The sequence below is a fragment of the Methanococcoides vulcani genome (genome assembly GCF_900111645.1).
Taxonomy (GTDB): Archaea; Halobacteriota; Methanosarcinia; order Methanosarcinales; family Methanosarcinaceae; genus Methanococcoides; species Methanococcoides vulcani.
Genome location: NZ_FOHQ01000002.1, coordinates 253,530 through 271,405 on the forward strand (window position 1 = coordinate 253,530; position 17,876 = coordinate 271,405).

Below are 17,876 nucleotides of genomic sequence, written 5' to 3' on the forward strand. Positions count from 1 at the left end.
TTGTCTTTCCATATTATTGTCTGATGACAAAACCCAGGGTGGTCCATGATCCTGTTCACGGAACTATCATTCTATCCGAACTTGAACAGCTTCTGATCGATACCCCGCAGTTCCAGAGACTTCGCGGCATACAGCAACTAGGTCTTGCAGATGTCGTATTTCCCGGTGCTAACCATACACGCTTTGAACACAGTGTTGGTACCATGCACACAGCATCCCTTTTAGGTAATTATCTTGAACTTGGGGACGAGTCTGTACTGAAACTGAGGCTTGCAGGTCTTCTCCATGATGTTGGGCATTCTGCCTTTTCACATGCTGTGGAAAGTGTCCTCAAAAGAGACCCTGAGATCAGACCGAAAGTGAACGGCAAAGGCTTCCTTACACATGAGGCTTTCACAAAACACATTGTTTCAGAGGTCCTGCCGGGAATATCTGTGATTTCCCGATGGGTAAACGATGAGCTTGGCCAGGACCCTTATGAATTCTTTTCCGAGATATCAAAGATCGCCACAGGTGATGTTTCCATTGAAAAACCGTACCTTTCACAATTGATGTCCGGTGATATCGATGCAGATAGGATCGACTTTTTGCTCAGGGATTCATATCATACGGGTGTATCTCTCGGGCTCATCGATCTTGATCAGATCATACAATGCCTTTGTATCAGGGAAAACAATGTGGTCCTTGGTGATCCGGAGGCAGGAAGTTTCGGTGAGGAAATGACACTTGCAGCAGCAGAGTCCATGCTTATTGCACGTTCCCATCATTACACCGCTATCATACACCATCCACGTACCCAGTCTGTAAGAGTGATGCTCCTGAATGCCCTGGAAAGCACTCTGTCAAAGCTGAGGGGGCAGATGGGAGATGAAGCAGTAGCTGAAATGGTGGCAGAGTTCTTTACAAGTTACAATGATGCTGACCTGCTCGATCTAATCAGCAGGAATGGCGATGAGGCTGCAAGGAACCTGTTGCGTGATATCCGTGATGGCAGGATATATACTCCTGTGGCAAGGTTCAACCAGAAGACGCTTTCTCCCGGCACAAGGATGGCACTTTCCACGATCGCACATCATGGTGTGGCAACAAAGATGCTTGAGAGAGGGCTTGAGAAGGAATTAGGTGATGTGCTTGTGGACCTGAGCATTGCAACAGGTGTTCCAAAGACTGCCATGGTGATGGCAGGTGGTCATGAGAATTTCTTCTATGACGAATCTGCCCTTGCCAATGGGCTGGTACGTGCTATATCCAGGCAGATGTCCCTTACGGCTTTCACTCATCCCGATGCAGCTATAGGCTCAGAGCTGGCTTCTGCACACCAGAAGATGCGTGAGCTTGTGGATGACCTTTCCCCGAGGTTGCTGAACTTTATAAGGGGTGACCAGTACCTGCCGATCGAAGGTCTTATTCTTCTTCTTTATGCTATCCACAAGTTGTTCGAGGTCGAAAAGGATGGTTTCATCTCAATTCCGCGTATCAGGAACATCACCTGGCTATATCGGAATGTAGCGCTTTTCAGGGAGGACAGCAGGTTAAAATACCTGTTCGACTATGATTTCCACACAAGATACGGTTTCCCTTACAGCAACAAGGTATATGAGGACATCCAGTTGCTGGTAGCCATGGGTATTGTGGACGAGGACCTGCGTTACTTTGAGAAGGACGGACGTTTCAGGCAGCGTTATGAGTATGCGTTCACAGATGCAGGCATTCAGTATGCTGCTTCGATCGTTGATTCCTATGGGCGTGAGTTCGGGATGATAACCGAACATCTTACAATGAACAAACATTCAATACCTCGCGATATTGTGACAATTCCTCTGGCAAGGTACCAAAGGGACAGGAAAAAAAGGACATCAGGTGCAAATAGATGAAATTAGGTGAAGTAGTGCTGTTAAAGACCAGCCACAGAGGAAAGATAAGGGAATTCATTACATCAGTATCTGATGATAAGTTCCACACGAACTTTGGTATTATCGAGATGTCGGAGCTTCTGGAAAAAGATGCAGGGGACACTGTGGTCTCCCACATGGGTCAGGAGTTCGTTATCCAGCTGCCAAGGATGCCGGATTTCTTCAGGCATGCAAAGCGCACCGGCGCACCTATCATGCCCAAGGACATCGGTATGATACTGGGCTACACCGGCATCAACAAGAACGACGTTGTGCTTGATGCGGGAACCGGGTCAGGTATCCTTGCCATGTATCTGGGTTCTATTGCAAAGAGGGTCCTGAGCTTTGAGATACGGGAGGACTTCGTTGATGTGGCCCGTGAGAATATCCGCCGTGCAGGTCTGGATAATGTGGAAGTTCGTTGTGGTAATATCGTTGATGAGGTAGGAGGCCTTGACGAGAAGTTCAATGCGGTGATCCTTGATACCATTGATTCGGCAAGTGTTGTGCCCCATGTTCCCTCGATACTGGCTCCCGGTGGTTTCCTTGTTACCTATTCTCCGTTCCTTGAGCAGACCGCGCAGATAAGAAAAGCGATAGATGAAGCTGATTTCTTCGAGGTAAGGACAATTGAGTGCATTGAGCGTGCAATGTCCTTCTCAGACCGCGGCACACGTCCTTCTACTTCAAGGGTCGGGCACACCGGTTATATTACCATTGCAAGAATGTAAAAAGATATTATCTGACACCATCTGCGGTTATGGTGAATTCGCAGGTGGTACCTTCGGGACGGGACCGATGTTTCCAGAGCTTTGCGCGGCGTCTGCCGGTACCTGTTCTCTCAAGCTGGACGATCGTCTTGGAGATGTGTTCAAGACCAGTACCTCCTATGGGTTTGAGCGTATTGGTATTGATATCTGAGTATACCTGGTTGGTTATTACAACTACAATGCCCCGTTTACGCGCAAGGCTGTGAAGGAATCCGATCTGGTTTGAGAGCTCCCTTCTTGTCCTTATGCTTGAATCGTCATCGTCCAGTTCGAAACGGTAGTATGCGGTGGCAGAATCCACTATGATAAGGCCGACATTCTCGGTGCTTATCTTTTCAGTTTCCCTTACTGCAGAATACTGCTCTTCAAAAGTATGGGGTTCGAAGATGATTATGTCCTGTGCGATCTCTTTGGCATTCTCTCCGGCTATTTGCCTGAACCTGTCTGCTGAGATCCCTTCTGTGTCAATGAAAATAGCCTTTTTTCCGTTCTTAACACATTCAACAGCAAGCTGGAGGCATATGTTCGTTTTTCCACTGCCTGCTTCTCCGAATATCTGGGTAACTACTCCTGCTTCGAATCCGCCTCCCAAAAGTTCATCTATGGGCTGGCAGCCTGATGCTAGCTGTTTGTTTATTTTCTACACCTCTGCTCGTGGGATGTATCTGGTATTATGGAATTTATGATATACATCTTTTGGCAAAGGGGATTTGTCTGGTTGGTCTGATTTAATTGGTACCTCTATTGATAACAAACATGGTTACAATTTTCTCATTATAATGATGATGCGTTTGGACATTTGTTACCACATTTGTTACCATCTATGTTATCCTCTATGTTACATTGTATTCAGTTGTAGGTGTAAAAAGCATTATTAACTGAGAACGCCATACTATTGGTTTACTCATGTAGAGGTCTTTCCCGCATTATACCGGGGCTACTGAATGCGATTATTATTTTTCAGTTGCTGTGGGGGTTTGTGTGTTGGGTCTCTTGCTTATGTTTAAAGATCAAATGGATGGAAGAACTATGCCTGGTGTTATTATCTATACAACGGAAACATGCCCGAAATGTGTGCAGCTGAAGAATGTATTAAAAGCAAATGACGTGGCTTTCACTGAGGCGGACATGTCAACTCCTGAATCATTGACAGAGTTGCGCGTAAACGGAGTGTTCACTGTCACAGCTCCGGTGTTACAGATAGATGAGGATTTCCTGACATATGACGAGCTCTTTAACAGCGAAGGCGTGAATCTCGATTCACTAAAAGATATATTATGAGGGAAGTGATCATTTGCTATCTAATACAAAGCTTATCGATGATCCCGAAGGGGAAATAGAAGTGGGTACAAAGGAACAGATGCATGATGCAGATGAGCAGGGAGCTGAGATGATGCCTCTCACCGAGCCGCAGTCCATGCAGCAGACACTTGACGGTCAGCTGATCTCAACAATGCCAAAGGTCCGAACAACCGATGGCCATATGGTGAGCTGGGACCGCAATATCGTAGTGAACCAGCTACTGAAGGAAACTGCGCTGAGCGAGTGGTACCATAACATCGATTCCATCACAAAAGAGGAAGCGCATGATATTGCCAGGGAGACCGAGAAGCGTATCCGCAGCATGAACATCAGGTTCCTCTCAGGTCCGCTTATCAGGGAACTTGTAAATATGATCCTGCTGGAGCGCGGACACCTTGAATGGCGTAATGTTTCCACAAGGGTAGGTTCTCCTGTTTTCGATGCATGTGAGATCGACCAGGGTTCAGGTTTTGAGGCCAATGAGAATGCCAACCTGCAGGAAAATGCTGAAACTTCCCACAAGAAGAAAGCTGATAAGATATCAAAGGAACAGTACCTGCTGTTGCTTCCACCAAAGATCGCAGATCTTCACCTCAACGGTGACCTGCATATCCATGACCTTGAGTACTTCGGTACCCGTGCTTTCTGCCAGGACTGGGATCTCAGGTATTTCTTCTACTATGGATTGATGCCTGATGGATCAGGCGCAAAGGCAAGCGTGGCAGGACCTTCCATGAAGGCAGAGGTTGCCATGTTGCATGCGGTCAAGGCTCTTGGAAGTGCCCAGACCAACTTTGCAGGCGGACAGGGCTTCTACAATTTCCTTACCTTCTGTGCTCCATATTTCGAAGGCAAATCATACAAAGAGATCGAACAGCTTATGCAGATGTTCGTCTATGAGATGACACAGATGATGGTGGCTCGTGGCGGTCAGCTTGTGTTCTCTTCAGTACAGCTGTCCCCCGGTGTCCCAAAGATGTGGAGGGACAAGCCTGCGGTCTACAAGGGACGTGTCTGGGATGGTAACAATGGTACCGACAGGCGTGTCTATGGTGACTATGAGCGTGAGGTAAGGCTGGGATTCAAGGCACTTATGAATGTCATGCTTGAAGGCGACTACTGGGGTAAGCCGTTCAACTTCCCCAAACCGGAAATTTCCATCGAGCCTGATTTCATGGTAGAGGATGAGATGTTCAACCGTGCAAATCCGGACCTCCCAACCTATGATGAACTGTACACCATGACCTTTGAACTGACCGCAAAATACGGAACTCCATACTTTGACAACCAGCTTCCTGCATACAGGGGTGCCGGAGAAGGCATATCCTGTTACCAGTGCTGTGCCTACCAGTTCTCAGCAAATCCAGATGAAGATGATGAGTTCGATGATAAGATGTACTTCAAGGAAGGAAAACATTTCTCAATGGGTTCCTGGCAGGTAGTTTCATTGAACTGTCCAAGAGCTGCATATGAGGCAGATGGTGATGACCAGAAACTGTTCGCTCACCTGAAGCACCTTATGGATGAGGCAATGGAAGTGTTCCAGACCAAGGTCAAATGGGTGACACCAATCATCGAAAATGGAAGGATGCCATTTGCAACACAGCAGCCAAAGGATCCGGTAACCGGTAAGAAAGGCGCAATTGCTGTAGATATAGGTTCCCTTGTGTTCACCATCGGTGTTATAGGTATTAATGAGATGGTCCAGTACCACACAGGCTCCCAGCTGCATCAATCGAAATCTGCATTTAAGGTTGCTGTGCGTGCTATGACCGAGATGGAGATGTATGGAAGGGAACTTTCCAAGAAATATGGCATGGAGATCGCTCTTGCAAGGACACCTGCAGAGACCACCGGTCAGAGGTTCGCAGTCTCTGATATGCTGCATGAGGAATTCAAGGATAAGGTCCTGTCCGTTGCAAAAGGTGATGTGAACGCAGCAGTTGAGAACATAAAGAATACTCACGACCTGCCGGTCTATTATACCAACGGTACTCACGTACCACCTGGAGCTGACATATCCCTGGTAGACAGGATCAACATCGAACATGTGTTCTTCCCTATCGTTGACGGCGGGGATATCATGCACATCTGGATGGGTGAGGGTTCACCTGATGCAAAGGGCCTGAAGGATTTTGCAATGAACATTGCAAGGAACACCCAGGTAGGATACTTTGCGTTCACCAAGGACATGACAGTCTGTATGGATGATTGTCACATGATGTCAGGTCTCAAGGACACATGTGAGAACTGTGGGTCCGATAATGTTGAACAGCTTTCAAGGGTCACCGGATACATTCAGGCTGTAGGTGGCTGGAATGCTGCAAAGAAGCAGGAACTGGAAGACCGTAAGCGCTATGCTTCAGCTGATATGATCTGATCTGCCGGATGTCTGGTATCTGATGAAAGTGAATTTTGGGGAGATCATCCCCATTTCTACTGTTGACTGGCACGGAAAGGCGTCAGTCGTTCTTTTTTTACGTAGCTGTCCTTACAGGTGTCCCTATTGCCAGAACTACGAGATTCTCACGGGTTCTGATATGCTGGATGCAAAGGAACTTGAGAAAAAGATAGATTCCTCTTCTCTCTTTGTAAGCAGTGTTGTGTTCTCAGGCGGTGAACCGCTTGTGCAAAAGAAAGCCGTAATGCACCTTGCTGCCTATGCAAAGAAAAAAGGGCTGCTTGTGGGGATCCATACGAATGGCTACTATCCGGAAGTGGTGGAAGAACTGATCGATGCCGATCTTGTAGATAAGTTCTTCATTGATGTCAAGGCTCCCCTGGACGATCCCGTGATGTATGGCAAGGCTATCGGATTTGGTGATGATGCTATTGTTCCTGAGCCTGCGGACGTTGTGGAGAATGTAAAGCAGACAATATCCATTGTCACGGACAGGTCTATGGAATATGAGCTGCGTACCACTGCGATACGTGGTTTTATTGGGGATCCTGAAGATATTGCAGCGATCGCAAGGTCCATTGTTCCGTATATTTCTATCTCGAATGCTCCGTATGTTATCCAGCAGGGTCAGCCTGCCCATTCCATGAGAGAAGACCTGCGTGATATTTCGCCTTTCTCTCGTGATGAGATGCTTGAACTTGCTAAACGTGCTCATGAATTTGTTGAGAATGTATGGGTCAGGACAAAAGAAGGTGGCAACGAGCAGGTTAACTTCGAATCAATCTGAAGTTTAAGTAAAAACTTTATATGTTCGCGGTGTAGCTCTTCTTATATATTTATAAGGAGCGTATCAACATGAAGCGAACATATCCATTACTATTTATTTTTCTGCTTACTTGCGTTATTGCAGCAGGATGCCTGTCAACGGACAGCAACACTCAGTCCTACGCACCGCAGGAAGAAAGTTTTTCTTTTGGAAGCAAGATGGCTGAAATGGCTGCCGATGAAGCCTGGGATGTTTCGGATGATATGTTATTCGATGTGGCAGACAGTGGCGAAGCCACAGGAAGCAGCATAACACGCAAGGTGATCACAACTTCTGATGTTTCCCTTGAGGTAAAGAATGCTTCAGAAGCCGTTGATTCAATTGGTGCTATAGCATCTGAATACGATGGTTATGTTTCCTCTTCGTCTGTTTATGATACTTACTACGGGGACAGTGAAAGCATGTCCGGCTACATCTCCATACGTGTTCCGGCAGTTGAACATGATGCTGTACTTGACAGGGTCGAAGCTCTCGGGAAGGTGACATCAAAGAGTACCAGCGGTGTCGATGTGACCGAGGAGTATATCGATGTGGAGGCACGCCTGTCAAATCTGGAAAAGCAGGAGTTGCGTCTTCAGGAGATCCTTGATATGGCTACCACTGTGGAAGATGTCCTTGAAGTGGAAAAGGAACTTGGTCGTGTTCGCGGGGAGATCGAAAGCCTGACAGGCCGGCTCAATTATCTTAAGGACAGGGTGGAGTTCTCAACTATCACTGTTAGTGTCACTGAGCCTCGCAACATAACCCATTCATGGGGACTTCGGGATGCTCTATCCGATTCCGTGCGTGGCTTTATAGCCAGCGTCAATGGTATCATCGTTTTCATTGGAATTGCTCTTCCAATAGTGATATTCCTGACCATTGTCGGCAGTGTAGTGATCTTTGCTAAGAGAAGGGTATGGAGATGACCCTTCTTTTTTACCACATTGCTAATAAATATTAAAACTATAAGGTATCCCATGGATAGGTCTGATATTATTTCCGGCATAGCTGAACGTGAACTTGTTTCCAGACTATGCGGTATCTTCAGGCAACAGGAAGATAAATGCATCATGGCGGGTGCCGGCAAGGATGACTGTGCTGTTCTGGAGGTCTCGAATAAGGAATGCATGGTCATTACAACGGACATGCTGCATCGGAAGACCGATTTTCCTGCTGTTATGACTCCCTGGCAGATCGGCTGGATGTCTGCCGCGGTCAATCTGAGCGATGTGGCTTCCATGGGAGCAAAGCCTGTGGGTTTTCTTTCCGCTCTTGGGGTCACGAAGGATCTGCAACTTGGATATGCTGAGGATATTGCCCGTGGCATGGATGCCTGTGCAAAGTTCTGTGATACATCGGTCATCGGTGGCGATATCGATCTTCATGATGAGCTGACCATAACAGGGACTGCCCTTGGGATGGTAAAGAAAGAACACCTTTTAAGGAGGACCGGGGCAAAGCCGGGAGACCTAATCTGCGTGACAGGCAACGCAGGCTCTGCAGGTGCTGCACTACTGGCGATCCAGCACGGTCTGGATGTCAGCGATGATCTGCTGAATACATTACTTGAGCCGGTTCCCCGGACAGATGAGGGGCAAAAGCTTGCAAAGACCGGTGCGGTCACTTCTATGATGGATACAAGTGACGGACTTGCAATGTCGCTTTACGATCTCATGGATGCCAATGGAACAGGCTTCAGGATATATGAGGACCAGTTACCGATAGATGATGAGGTCCGTTCTCTTGTCGGCCATGATGATGCCTTGGAACTTGCCCTTTACACAGGAGGAGATTTCGAGTTACTGTTCACGGTCTCACCTTCGATGCTGGAAGCCGCGAAATCCGTTTGTTATTTAAATGTTGTAGGCGAAGTTACTGATGACACTTTAATAACTATGGTAAACAGAGAGAATGCAGAGGTTTCGATATATCGCAAAGGTTATGTACATTTGGGAAGATTTGATAACTTATGATCATATAATATTCGGAGAACTAACTATGAATAAAGGTTTAAAATTATTACTAATGAGTTTGCTCATTGTTGGGATGAGCTGTGGAGTGGCGATGGCTGCCACGACACTGAATGATTCGGTTAGCCCCACTTTAGGATCGACTACTGATACTTTTTTGTATAAAATAAATTTCACAGACACTGAAAATGATACTGCAGATTATGTGAAATTAACCTTAGATGGTACTGATTATTTTATGAGTGCTGTAGATTCAAATGATCATACTACAACCGATGGGAAAGAATATGCAACTGTTACCATTGGGCCATTTGCTGCAGGATCATATGCGTTTAGCTATGAGGCTGCGAACGGAACTGATATAGTTCTTGCGGCTCACCCTGGCACATTAACAGTTACAGAACCATTAGCTATTACTGGTCAAACTCCTCCTTCTCCAGTATCAACTCAGCAGGGAGTTTCACAGACATTCGAAATGAACACCAATAGGATTGCTACTGTAGAATGGTTAATTGATGGAGTCGTTTTTGAAACACATACTGATACAGACTCTGCTTCTTACAGTAATAGTACTACTCCTGTAGGCAATAACTATAATGTAACTGCAAGAGCAACCAATGGAAGTGAATCTGTTCAGTATTCATGGGACTGGACTGTTACATCTTCAAATACCCTTCCTGTATTAGGAAGTGAAGATATTTTACCGTCAGACTCAGGAACACCTTCCACAGAGTTTTCTTTCAGGATTACTTATTCAGATGCTGAAAATGAAACTCCTACTTATGTGAGAGTTGTAATTGAAGGAACACCTTATGACATGGATCCTCTTGATCCTTTAAACAATAACTATGTGGGAGGAGTTGAATATTTCTACAATGATACTTTCCCAGAAGATAACTATAATTACAACTTCGTTACCAGAAATGCAAATTCTTCTGAGATAAGTTCTGGTTCTTTCTCATTTTCATCATCAGCATCAGACCATGAGCCAACACTTACCGATATTGAGGTAAACGGGATACCTGATGTTTCCATAGGTTCGACCTTCTTCTTCAATGTAACATATACAGATCAGGAAAATCAGGAGCCTGATTATATCTATGTCAACATTGATGGAATAAACGAAACAATGTTGAAAGTTGATGATTCTGATAATACATACACTAATGGCGTCGATTATTCCTACAACACTACATTTTCAGAAGCCAAAGAATACACATATCAATTCTTCACATCAGATGGTAACTTTTCTGTTAATACAGCACCTGAAAATGTGACAGTCCAAACAGCAAATTTCTATTCCGGTGACCGTATCTGGGATGCTGACGCAGGTCAATCCCTTGATTACACCTGGAATGCTCTGAGTTATTCGGGATTCTACTATGATCTTGAGTCAGGGCTTGGTTCCGAAACAATGACAATACATCTGGACAGTGATTCTGACAGGAATATCGGAGACGGTGATCTGGAGTATGCGACAACTCCTATCACTACTGACTTTGAACGCAGTGCATGGGGTTCTTATCAGATCATTGGTTTCATGGCAGAGAGATACTTTGCAGGATACACTTCCAATACTTCATCAGAAATTACCTTCGATGATATCAGCATGATGTCCAAAGGACAGCTTTCAAAGGTCCTTATCGATAGCGACGATAAGCAGTCTGTCTATTCAGGTGCAGGACTTGTCCTTGAGGATGGGTATGTGCTTAACGTTGTTGAGGTCGACAAGAATGGTGATCGTGTGTTTGTCATATTGTCAAAGGACGGTTCAGAGGTTGATGAAATGGTTCTTTCCTCTCGTGACACATATACATATGAGGTAGACCTTGGTGATGTTGATGATGTCCCTATAATTGCTGTTTACTTTAAAGAGATCTTCAGTGGCATTGAAACAAATGCTATCTTCATCGAAGGTATCTTCCAGATATCCGATGAGTACATTGAGGTCGAGTCTGGTGACGATTTTGAAGCCATGGAGGTCAAGTCAATAAGCTCCACACAGATCAGGATGGAGAACGAAGATTCTATTGATCTTGACGAAGGTGATATAGTTGATATCATGGGCAAACTGAAGTTCATTGTTGCAGACGATGAGGATGGCACCTTAAGATTTGCACCATTTGTGGACATGTCCGAACCGGGTACTTATGAACTAAGAGGTACCATTGCAGAGAATGAAGGCTTGAACTGGACACCACTTAACTTTGAAGGCTTCTACTACAATATCGATGAGGGTATAGGTACTGAGTCACTCAGCATAGTCGCTCTCGATGGAAGGAGTATAGATGAGGATGATCTGGTCTATACGACAAGCCCAGAGCCAGTTTCCTTTGAACGTGGTGAATGGGGTAAGTATGAAGTCATCGGTTTCATGGCAGAGAAGTACTTTGCAGGCTATCCTGAAGATGCATTTGAAGATGGAAGCAAGTCTGTAAGCATGATGTCCAGAGGTCAGCTCTCAAAAGTACTTATCGATGAGGATGACAAAAAGTCAGTTTTTGGTGGATCATCAATTATTCTGGAAGAAGGCTATTCACTGGAGATCATTGAGGTCAACAAGGATGGTGACAAGGTATTTGTGGAACTTTTGAAGGATGGGGACACTGTTGATTCCACTGTATTGTCTTCAGGAAATCCCTACATCTACGAAGAGGATCTTGGAGATGTCGATGATGTACCTATCATTGCTGTAAACTTCAAAGAGATCTTCAGTGGAACTGAAACCACGGCAGTTTTCATTGAAGGTATCTTCCAGATATCTGATGATTACGTTGAGATCGAGTCTGGTGATGACTATGGTGAAATGGAAGTCAAGACGATCAGTTCCTCAAAGATAGAGATGAGGAACTCTGATGACATTTCACTTTCAAGGGACGATGAGGTCGAGATCATGGGCGACATCAGTTTCAAGGTCGCAGATTCTTCAGATGTCCGCTACTATCCGTTCGTAGAAGTAACAGTTGAACCGGAAGAAGCCCTTGATGTTGAAGTTGATCCTAAGGTGGTCGTCGAAGGCGATGAGATCACTGTAACTGTAATCTCACGTGGTTCCCTGGTCAACGATGCAACCGTCAAAGCAGGAAGCATTGTGCTTGGTACCACAGATGACGAAGGAGTTGTAGAATACAAGTTCTTCTCTGATGGCACCTACACCATAACTGCTGAAAAAGACGGCTATGCTACCGGAACTGCTGAACTCGAGGTAATATCACCTGATGACCTGAGCAGGAAGATTAGCATCGAAGTCTCTCCCGAGGTCATCTATGAGGGTAACCTTGTGACATTCACCATTGTGAAAGCCATCGGCGGCGATCCAATGGAGGATGTGAGACTTTCCCTTGATGGCAAGACCATCGGGCAGACCGGAAGTGACGGTATTGTGACCGATGTCCTTACAGAGACAGGCATGCACAAGTTAATTGCTGAAAAGGATGGTTTCCTGAATGCTGAACTGAACATCGAGGTCAAGGAAATGCAGGCAAAGTTCGAGTTCAGTGATCTTGTGCTTGATCCGATCGAGGTCAGGTCCGGCAAGGATGTGGAGATCACGTTGAATGCTGTGAACAATGGTAATGCAGAAGGCAGCTACACAGTTGAACTGGTGGTTAATAACAATGTGACAGATACCCAGGAGATCTCTCTTGGTGTCAACGAAACCACAGAGGTGACGTTCGAATACCCTTCAGGAGAACCTGGTAGCTATCTTGTGAAAGTTGGAGGAATGACTGCAACTCTTGAAGTAGTTGAGGGTGTAAGTACAATACTTTACCTGCTTGGCGGTTTAGCGGTAGCAGTTCTTGGTGGCGCAGCATACCTGTTCACTGCCGGTGGATGGACTATCGAAACTGCAGGACCGAAAGCAAGTGAGGCAATGGCTGCACTTTCTGAGAAGATATCCAACCTGCTTTCAAGAGGTAAATGAAGGAACTGAATTCGGGCCAGGTGGTCCGGTAAGCTGCCGGCAGAAATATTGTCTGGCAGCATCTTTTTTCTTTTTTTATTATCGAAGTAAATGTCTGGCTTTTTTATATGGCTCTATCACATGGACCTATATGTGGGCCTATATATGGAATCTTTTAAGTGGACCTATTACCTGTATCCACTACGTGCCTAGTTAGTTCTATCCATTTGAAATAAAAATAAGAAATAGTGAAAGATCGCTCATTCGATCTTACGTGCAACTGCTTCGATAGCCTCTACAAGACTATTCTTTGGCATGATGGTTGCAACAGGTATGCGAATTATCTTTTCAATAGTTGTGCTGACGATAGGTGCACACACAAGGGCTTTGGCACCTTCCCTTTCGGCACGTACGGCAGCGATGATGGCTTCTTCCATTGATGTGGCAGAGTATTCCCTGATCGTGCAAAGGGTGCCGGAGATCTTTCTCTTTGTCTCACTGATATTGTCCAGCACAGGGCGTGCAGCTATGACTGCAATGAAATCTCCTTTTTCGGAACCCTCGATCGTCCGGATGGTCTTCACTATCTGGCGAAGTGTCCTCATGTTCGGTTCCCTGTTCCCCGACATTAGCTTATAAAGGGTGCTTGGGGGGATATTTGCATATTCTGAGAACTCGATTGCTGTGAGCTCAAGGTCTTCTTTTATGACTTTCAAAAGTGTGTTCTGAAAAGCCTCATCCGATTCAAAAGCAGCATCAATAACCTTATTTGCAACGCTAATATTCACTCCTCCGCTACACTCCGATTTCCATAAAGGATATATTTCACTTCGTATTAATACTTTTAGGACACAATGCGGGCATATATGGTAAGATATAAATAGGTCATTTAGACGAAATACAATAATACTAAGATTTACCAGGAGGTTTTTATGTGAAAATCACAACAATTACATTTATTTCTATTATGCTGGTTGCAGCGGTATTCCTGTCCGGATGTACTTCTGCACCTGAAGATGACACGATGACAGAGATCAACATTGGCTATCAGCCAAGCACACACCAGATCGCTCATATGACAGCTATGGAGAAAGGCTGGTGGGCTGAAGACCTTGCACCATTTGGCATTGAGACCGTGAACGAGTTCGAGTTCCCAAGCGGTGCTCCTGAGATGCAGGTAATGCTTGCAGGTGACCTCGACGTAGCTTACGTTGGTGCAGCTCCTGTGATCATCGCATTGGCTTCCGATCTGGACGCAAAGATCATTGCAGGAGTTAACACACAGGGATCCGACCTTGTGCTAAGACCAGAAGTGCCTTATGAAAGTCCTGAGGACCTTAAAGGACTGAAGATCGCAACATTCCCACCGGGAACCATTCAGGACACACTTTTGAAGAACTGGCTTATTGAGAACGGTCTTGATCCTGAGAATGATCTCGAAATAGTAGCTATGGGTCCGGGAGATGCCAAAGCAGCTATTGCAGCAGATCAGGTAGATGGTGTATTCCTGCCGCATCCAGCTCCAACTTTCATTGAAGCAGAAGGAAATGGTCGTTCTGTCCTTGCATCAGGCGAGATCATGCCGGACCATCCATGTTGTGTACTGGTGGTAAGTGGTGACCTTATCAGGAACAACCCTGAAATGGTCGAACAGATCGTCATGACACACATCAAGGCTGTTGAATATGATTCTGCAAATGTCGAAGAAGCTGCTGAAACATATGGGACCAAGCTTACTGCCGATCCAGAGATCGTTCTTAAGTCCCTTGAAGAATGGGATGGTGTCTGGTCTGCAGATCCACGTCCGCTTGTAAATTCAACAGTAGAATATGCAAACATACAGTACGAACTTGGCTACATCTCAACAGAGCTTACAGCAGAGGATATCTTCGATGTGAGCTTCTATGAAGCTGTATCTGGGGAATAAATAGAAACATACATTAATGAACAGAATCTATGTGAGCCGGACCTGAGGGATAATCCCCTCAGTTATCCGGAGGCAACATGAGCAAAGACAGCGCAAAAGGACTTTCAGGTAGGGGCATCGAATTACTTTCCCTTGCTACTGCTATTGTTATCTGGCAATTGGTAGCAGCTCATATAGTTGCTGATAAATTTTTGCTTCCAAGCTTTACTGATGTTCTGTTCGCTTTTTTAAGGATTGTTGAGACCGGAGCATTATTCACTGATCTTTCTATAAGCCTGTTGCATTTTGGGATTGGTATCATTTCAGCTTTAGTGATAGGAATTCCCATCGGTGTATCAATGGGCTGGTTTAAGACCGCGAATCGTGCTTTTGATCCCATCATTGAAATAATAAGGCCCATTCCGCCTCTTGCATGGATACCTTTTGCCATCATATGGTTCGGGCTTACACACATCTCTGCAGGATTTGTGGTATTTGTAGGCGCTGTTTTCCCGATAATCATCAATACATTCGATGGTTTTAAAAGCGTTCCAAAAATCTATGTGGAGGCTGCAAAAGTTCTTGGTTGTATGACCAGCGTCCCTCTTATCCGTCATGTTGCTTTCCCCTCAGCATTGCCTTCAATTGCGTCTGGTATTCGCATAGCGATGGGAGTTGGATGGATGTGTCTTGTAGCTGCGGAAATGTTCGGAGTGAGCAGCAGTGGTCTTGGTTACAAGATCTGGTGGCATTATTACCTGCACCAGATGGACTTTGTACTCGTTTACATGCTGATCCTCGGTTTCCTGGGTCTTTTGATCGACAGGATATTCAGGTGGTATGTGGATGGCCGCCTTCTTAAATGGCGTGCAGGGGTCGTGGTATAATGGGTGAAGTAAAAATATCCGATGTTTCACTGGCATTTGATAAGGAAAATGGCGAATCCACTCTTGCACTGGATAATGTGAGCCTTGAGATCAGGGACAAGGAATTCATTTGCTTCATAGGACCTTCAGGTTGTGGTAAGACAACACTTCTGAGGACCATTGCGGGGCTTGAAACACCGGATTCTGGTGAGATCACCCTTGACGGCGAAAGGATCACAGTTCCTGATTCCAAGAGAGGTATGGTATTTCAGGAGTATTCATTGTTCCCCTGGAACACGGTTATCCAGAACATCACATTCGGTCCCCGGATGCAGGGAATGAGCAAAGGTGAGTCTCTTGAGAGGGCGGAAAAATACCTGAAACTTGTTGGTCTTGAACAGTTCAGGAACAGCTATCCTTATGAACTCTCAGGTGGAATGCGTCAGAGAGTTGCAATTGCACGTGCTCTTGCAAATGAGCCCAAGGTACTTCTCATGGATGAGCCGTTCGGTGCACTGGATGCACAGACCAGGAATACCTTGCAGAACGAACTTCTCGATGTATGGGCCAAAAATCAGATCACTATTGTATTTGTTACCCACAGTGTGGATGAGGCCGTATTCCTTGCAGACAAGATCGTTGTCATGACCGCAAGGCCGGGCAAGATCAAAAAGGTTATAAATGTGGAGCTTCCACGACCTCGTGACAGGACAAGTTCTGAAGCAAACGAATTGCGTCATAAACTTCTCAGGATGCTGGCAGAAGAAAGACGCAACTGATGCTGAGAATGAGATCTTACTGGAATATGATCTTATTATTTTACATGTCGGAACGAACAATGAGCTTTGTTCCCGACTCTATCTCTTTTATATCAACTTTCCCGATAAGTTCAAGGGCACTGTCTGCTTTTGCAAAAGCGACCTCACATCCCGGCCTGATGGACATTTCATTACCACATATTGCATGACCTGTGACCTTTACATTGTCAAGCATTGTAAGGTTATGGGCAACATCAACATTCCCTCCTATCTCGCAGCGTGTGCTTATCAGGGCATCACCTGCTTTGATATTTCCTTTAACAAGGGATGCTTTTCCAAGCTCAAGTGAACCACTGACCTCAAGGTCTTTCCAGAAATTCGCACCTGAACCAACGATCATATTGCCATCGATCCTGACAGTATCTTCAAAAAACGCTTTCCTGCGAACAATGTAAGTATTTGTATCTGCGTGGTATTTGACGAATTTATCCATTTTATGTTCCACATCCATGATCTTAAAGGCGGATCGCTACGTACTGCAATATATGTCCTATTGTTTGCTGTATTAATCTGTCTTTTTCTTATATATTCTATTGTTCTTTGAAATTCCCAGTGTGATGAGCGAAAGTGCAGTTGCTGTAACATCGCCTTCACCTTTTCCCCATGAACCGTTAGCATTCTGCCTGGCCAGGAGCCACCTTTCCGATTCTTCAAGCTCTTCTTTAAAGCCTGCGATCGACAAGGCCTGGATCACTAGATTGCTTGTGGAGATGAACTTCCAGCCACCGTCTTCCTTCCTCTCTGATAATACCCATCTTGCACGCTCTTTGATGAGATCGGCAAAAGGATCTTCTTTGATGAGATGGCCCTGTTCGATCAGGGCAGTAATGATAAGTGAGGTCGTTCCCACGTGTTCCCATTTCTCATCATAGTTCTCAACAAGCCAGCTGCAGCCTTCAGGGTCATGAATACCCATGTCTGCCAGAGCTATTAATGCGTAAGTGGTGTCATAAACATCATTTTCCCATGAACCGTTGCTTTCCTGTCTGGAGATCAGCCACCGTGAGCTATCTTCAAGATCAATATCTGATGATGCAAGCGCGGAGCAGGCTCTGGCTGTTTCTCTTATTGACCCGTTCCAGTTGTTCCCTGTCCTGAGCCTGATCAGTCGGGAAGAATAGTCATTTTCAACATTCCAGAGTTCACATGCAGCTATAAGGCGTGATAGTTCCTTTGCAGTGGATGGATCCTGCCGGGCTGTCCATGTAAATGCTCTTTCGATTGCATCTTCCATGCGAT

General features: G+C 45.5%; 15 protein-coding genes. 11 read left to right on the top strand and 4 right to left on the bottom strand.

Annotation, left to right across the window (positions count from 1 at the left end; translation table 11 throughout):
• Window positions 1–23: 23 nt before the first annotated feature.
• The gene (locus BMX02_RS04565) at window positions 24–1,874 is read left to right on the top strand and encodes an HD domain-containing protein (RefSeq protein WP_091689516.1); all 1,851 of its coding nucleotides are present in this window, start codon (window positions 24–26) and stop codon (window positions 1,872–1,874) included.
• Window positions 1,871–2,623: a tRNA (adenine-N1)-methyltransferase gene (locus BMX02_RS04570; RefSeq protein ID WP_091689517.1), complete on the top strand. Its 753-nt coding sequence runs from the start codon at window positions 1,871–1,873 to the stop codon at window positions 2,621–2,623. Before BMX02_RS04565 ends, BMX02_RS04570 begins: the two co-directional genes overlap by 4 nt.
• A gap of 7 nt (window positions 2,624–2,630) precedes the next feature.
• On the opposite strand, the gene radB is transcribed toward BMX02_RS04570, so the two are convergent.
• Window positions 2,631–3,299 (bottom strand): DNA repair and recombination protein RadB, encoded by a 669-nt coding sequence (gene radB / locus BMX02_RS04575; protein WP_091689518.1) that lies wholly within the window; start codon window positions 3,297–3,299, stop codon window positions 2,631–2,633.
• A gap of 392 nt (window positions 3,300–3,691) precedes the next feature.
• Between radB and BMX02_RS04580 the strand changes: the two genes are divergently transcribed.
• From BMX02_RS04580 to BMX02_RS04605, 6 genes are all read left to right on the top strand, one after another.
• Window positions 3,692–3,943, top strand: coding sequence for a glutaredoxin family protein (locus BMX02_RS04580; protein ID WP_091689519.1), 252 nt, complete (start codon window positions 3,692–3,694; stop codon window positions 3,941–3,943).
• 79 nt (window positions 3,944–4,022) lie between these two features.
• Window positions 4,023–6,344, top strand: a complete 2,322-nt coding sequence (nrdD, locus tag BMX02_RS04585; protein WP_091689674.1) for an anaerobic ribonucleoside-triphosphate reductase — start codon at window positions 4,023–4,025, stop codon at window positions 6,342–6,344.
• 22 nt (window positions 6,345–6,366) lie between these two features.
• On the top strand, window positions 6,367–7,152 hold the full coding sequence (locus BMX02_RS04590; protein WP_091689520.1) for an anaerobic ribonucleoside-triphosphate reductase activating protein: 786 nt from the start codon (window positions 6,367–6,369) through the stop codon (window positions 7,150–7,152).
• 68 nt (window positions 7,153–7,220) lie between these two features.
• Entirely contained in the window at window positions 7,221–8,099 is an 879-nt protein-coding gene (locus BMX02_RS04595; protein ID WP_091689521.1) for a DUF4349 domain-containing protein, read from the top strand.
• A 51-nt stretch (window positions 8,100–8,150) separates the two neighbouring features.
• Window positions 8,151–9,146, top strand: coding sequence for a thiamine-phosphate kinase (gene thiL, locus BMX02_RS04600; RefSeq protein WP_091689522.1), 996 nt, complete (start codon window positions 8,151–8,153; stop codon window positions 9,144–9,146).
• A 235-nt stretch (window positions 9,147–9,381) separates the two neighbouring features.
• Window positions 9,382–13,068: an S-layer protein domain-containing protein gene (locus tag BMX02_RS04605; RefSeq protein ID WP_245725351.1), complete on the top strand. Its 3,687-nt coding sequence runs from the start codon at window positions 9,382–9,384 to the stop codon at window positions 13,066–13,068.
• A gap of 239 nt (window positions 13,069–13,307) precedes the next feature.
• Here BMX02_RS04605 and BMX02_RS04610 read toward each other — a convergent pair whose 3' ends face one another.
• The gene (locus BMX02_RS04610; protein WP_091689675.1) at window positions 13,308–13,829 is read right to left on the bottom strand and encodes a helix-turn-helix domain-containing protein; all 522 of its coding nucleotides are present in this window, start codon (window positions 13,827–13,829) and stop codon (window positions 13,308–13,310) included.
• A gap of 152 nt (window positions 13,830–13,981) precedes the next feature.
• Here BMX02_RS04610 and BMX02_RS04615 point away from each other — a divergent pair, with 152 nt between their 5' ends.
• The 3 genes from BMX02_RS04615 to BMX02_RS04625 all read left to right on the top strand — a co-directional run bounded on the left by BMX02_RS04615 (window position 13,982) and on the right by BMX02_RS04625 (window position 16,598).
• Window positions 13,982–14,974, top strand: coding sequence for an ABC transporter substrate-binding protein (locus BMX02_RS04615; protein WP_244624823.1), 993 nt, complete (start codon window positions 13,982–13,984; stop codon window positions 14,972–14,974).
• Window positions 14,975–15,051: 77 nt separating this feature from the next.
• Window positions 15,052–15,840 carry an ABC transporter permease gene (locus BMX02_RS04620; protein WP_091689524.1) on the top strand — a complete coding sequence of 263 codons (789 nt, stop codon included), beginning with the start codon at window positions 15,052–15,054 and terminating at the stop codon, window positions 15,838–15,840.
• Complete coding sequence (locus BMX02_RS04625; protein WP_091689525.1) at window positions 15,840–16,598, top strand: ABC transporter ATP-binding protein; 759 nt, start codon at window positions 15,840–15,842, stop codon at window positions 16,596–16,598. Before BMX02_RS04620 ends, BMX02_RS04625 begins: the two co-directional genes overlap by 1 nt.
• Window positions 16,599–16,638: 40 nt before the next feature.
• Here BMX02_RS04625 and BMX02_RS04630 read toward each other — a convergent pair whose 3' ends face one another.
• Together BMX02_RS04630 and BMX02_RS04635 are read right to left on the bottom strand one after the other, a co-directional pair.
• Window positions 16,639–17,070: a polymer-forming cytoskeletal protein gene (locus BMX02_RS04630; RefSeq protein WP_244624825.1), complete on the bottom strand. Its 432-nt coding sequence runs from the start codon at window positions 17,068–17,070 to the stop codon at window positions 16,639–16,641.
• A gap of 72 nt (window positions 17,071–17,142) precedes the next feature.
• Entirely contained in the window at window positions 17,143–17,871 is a 729-nt protein-coding gene (locus BMX02_RS04635; RefSeq protein ID WP_091689678.1) for a prenyltransferase/squalene oxidase repeat-containing protein, read from the bottom strand.
• Window positions 17,872–17,876: the final 5 nt, after the last annotated feature.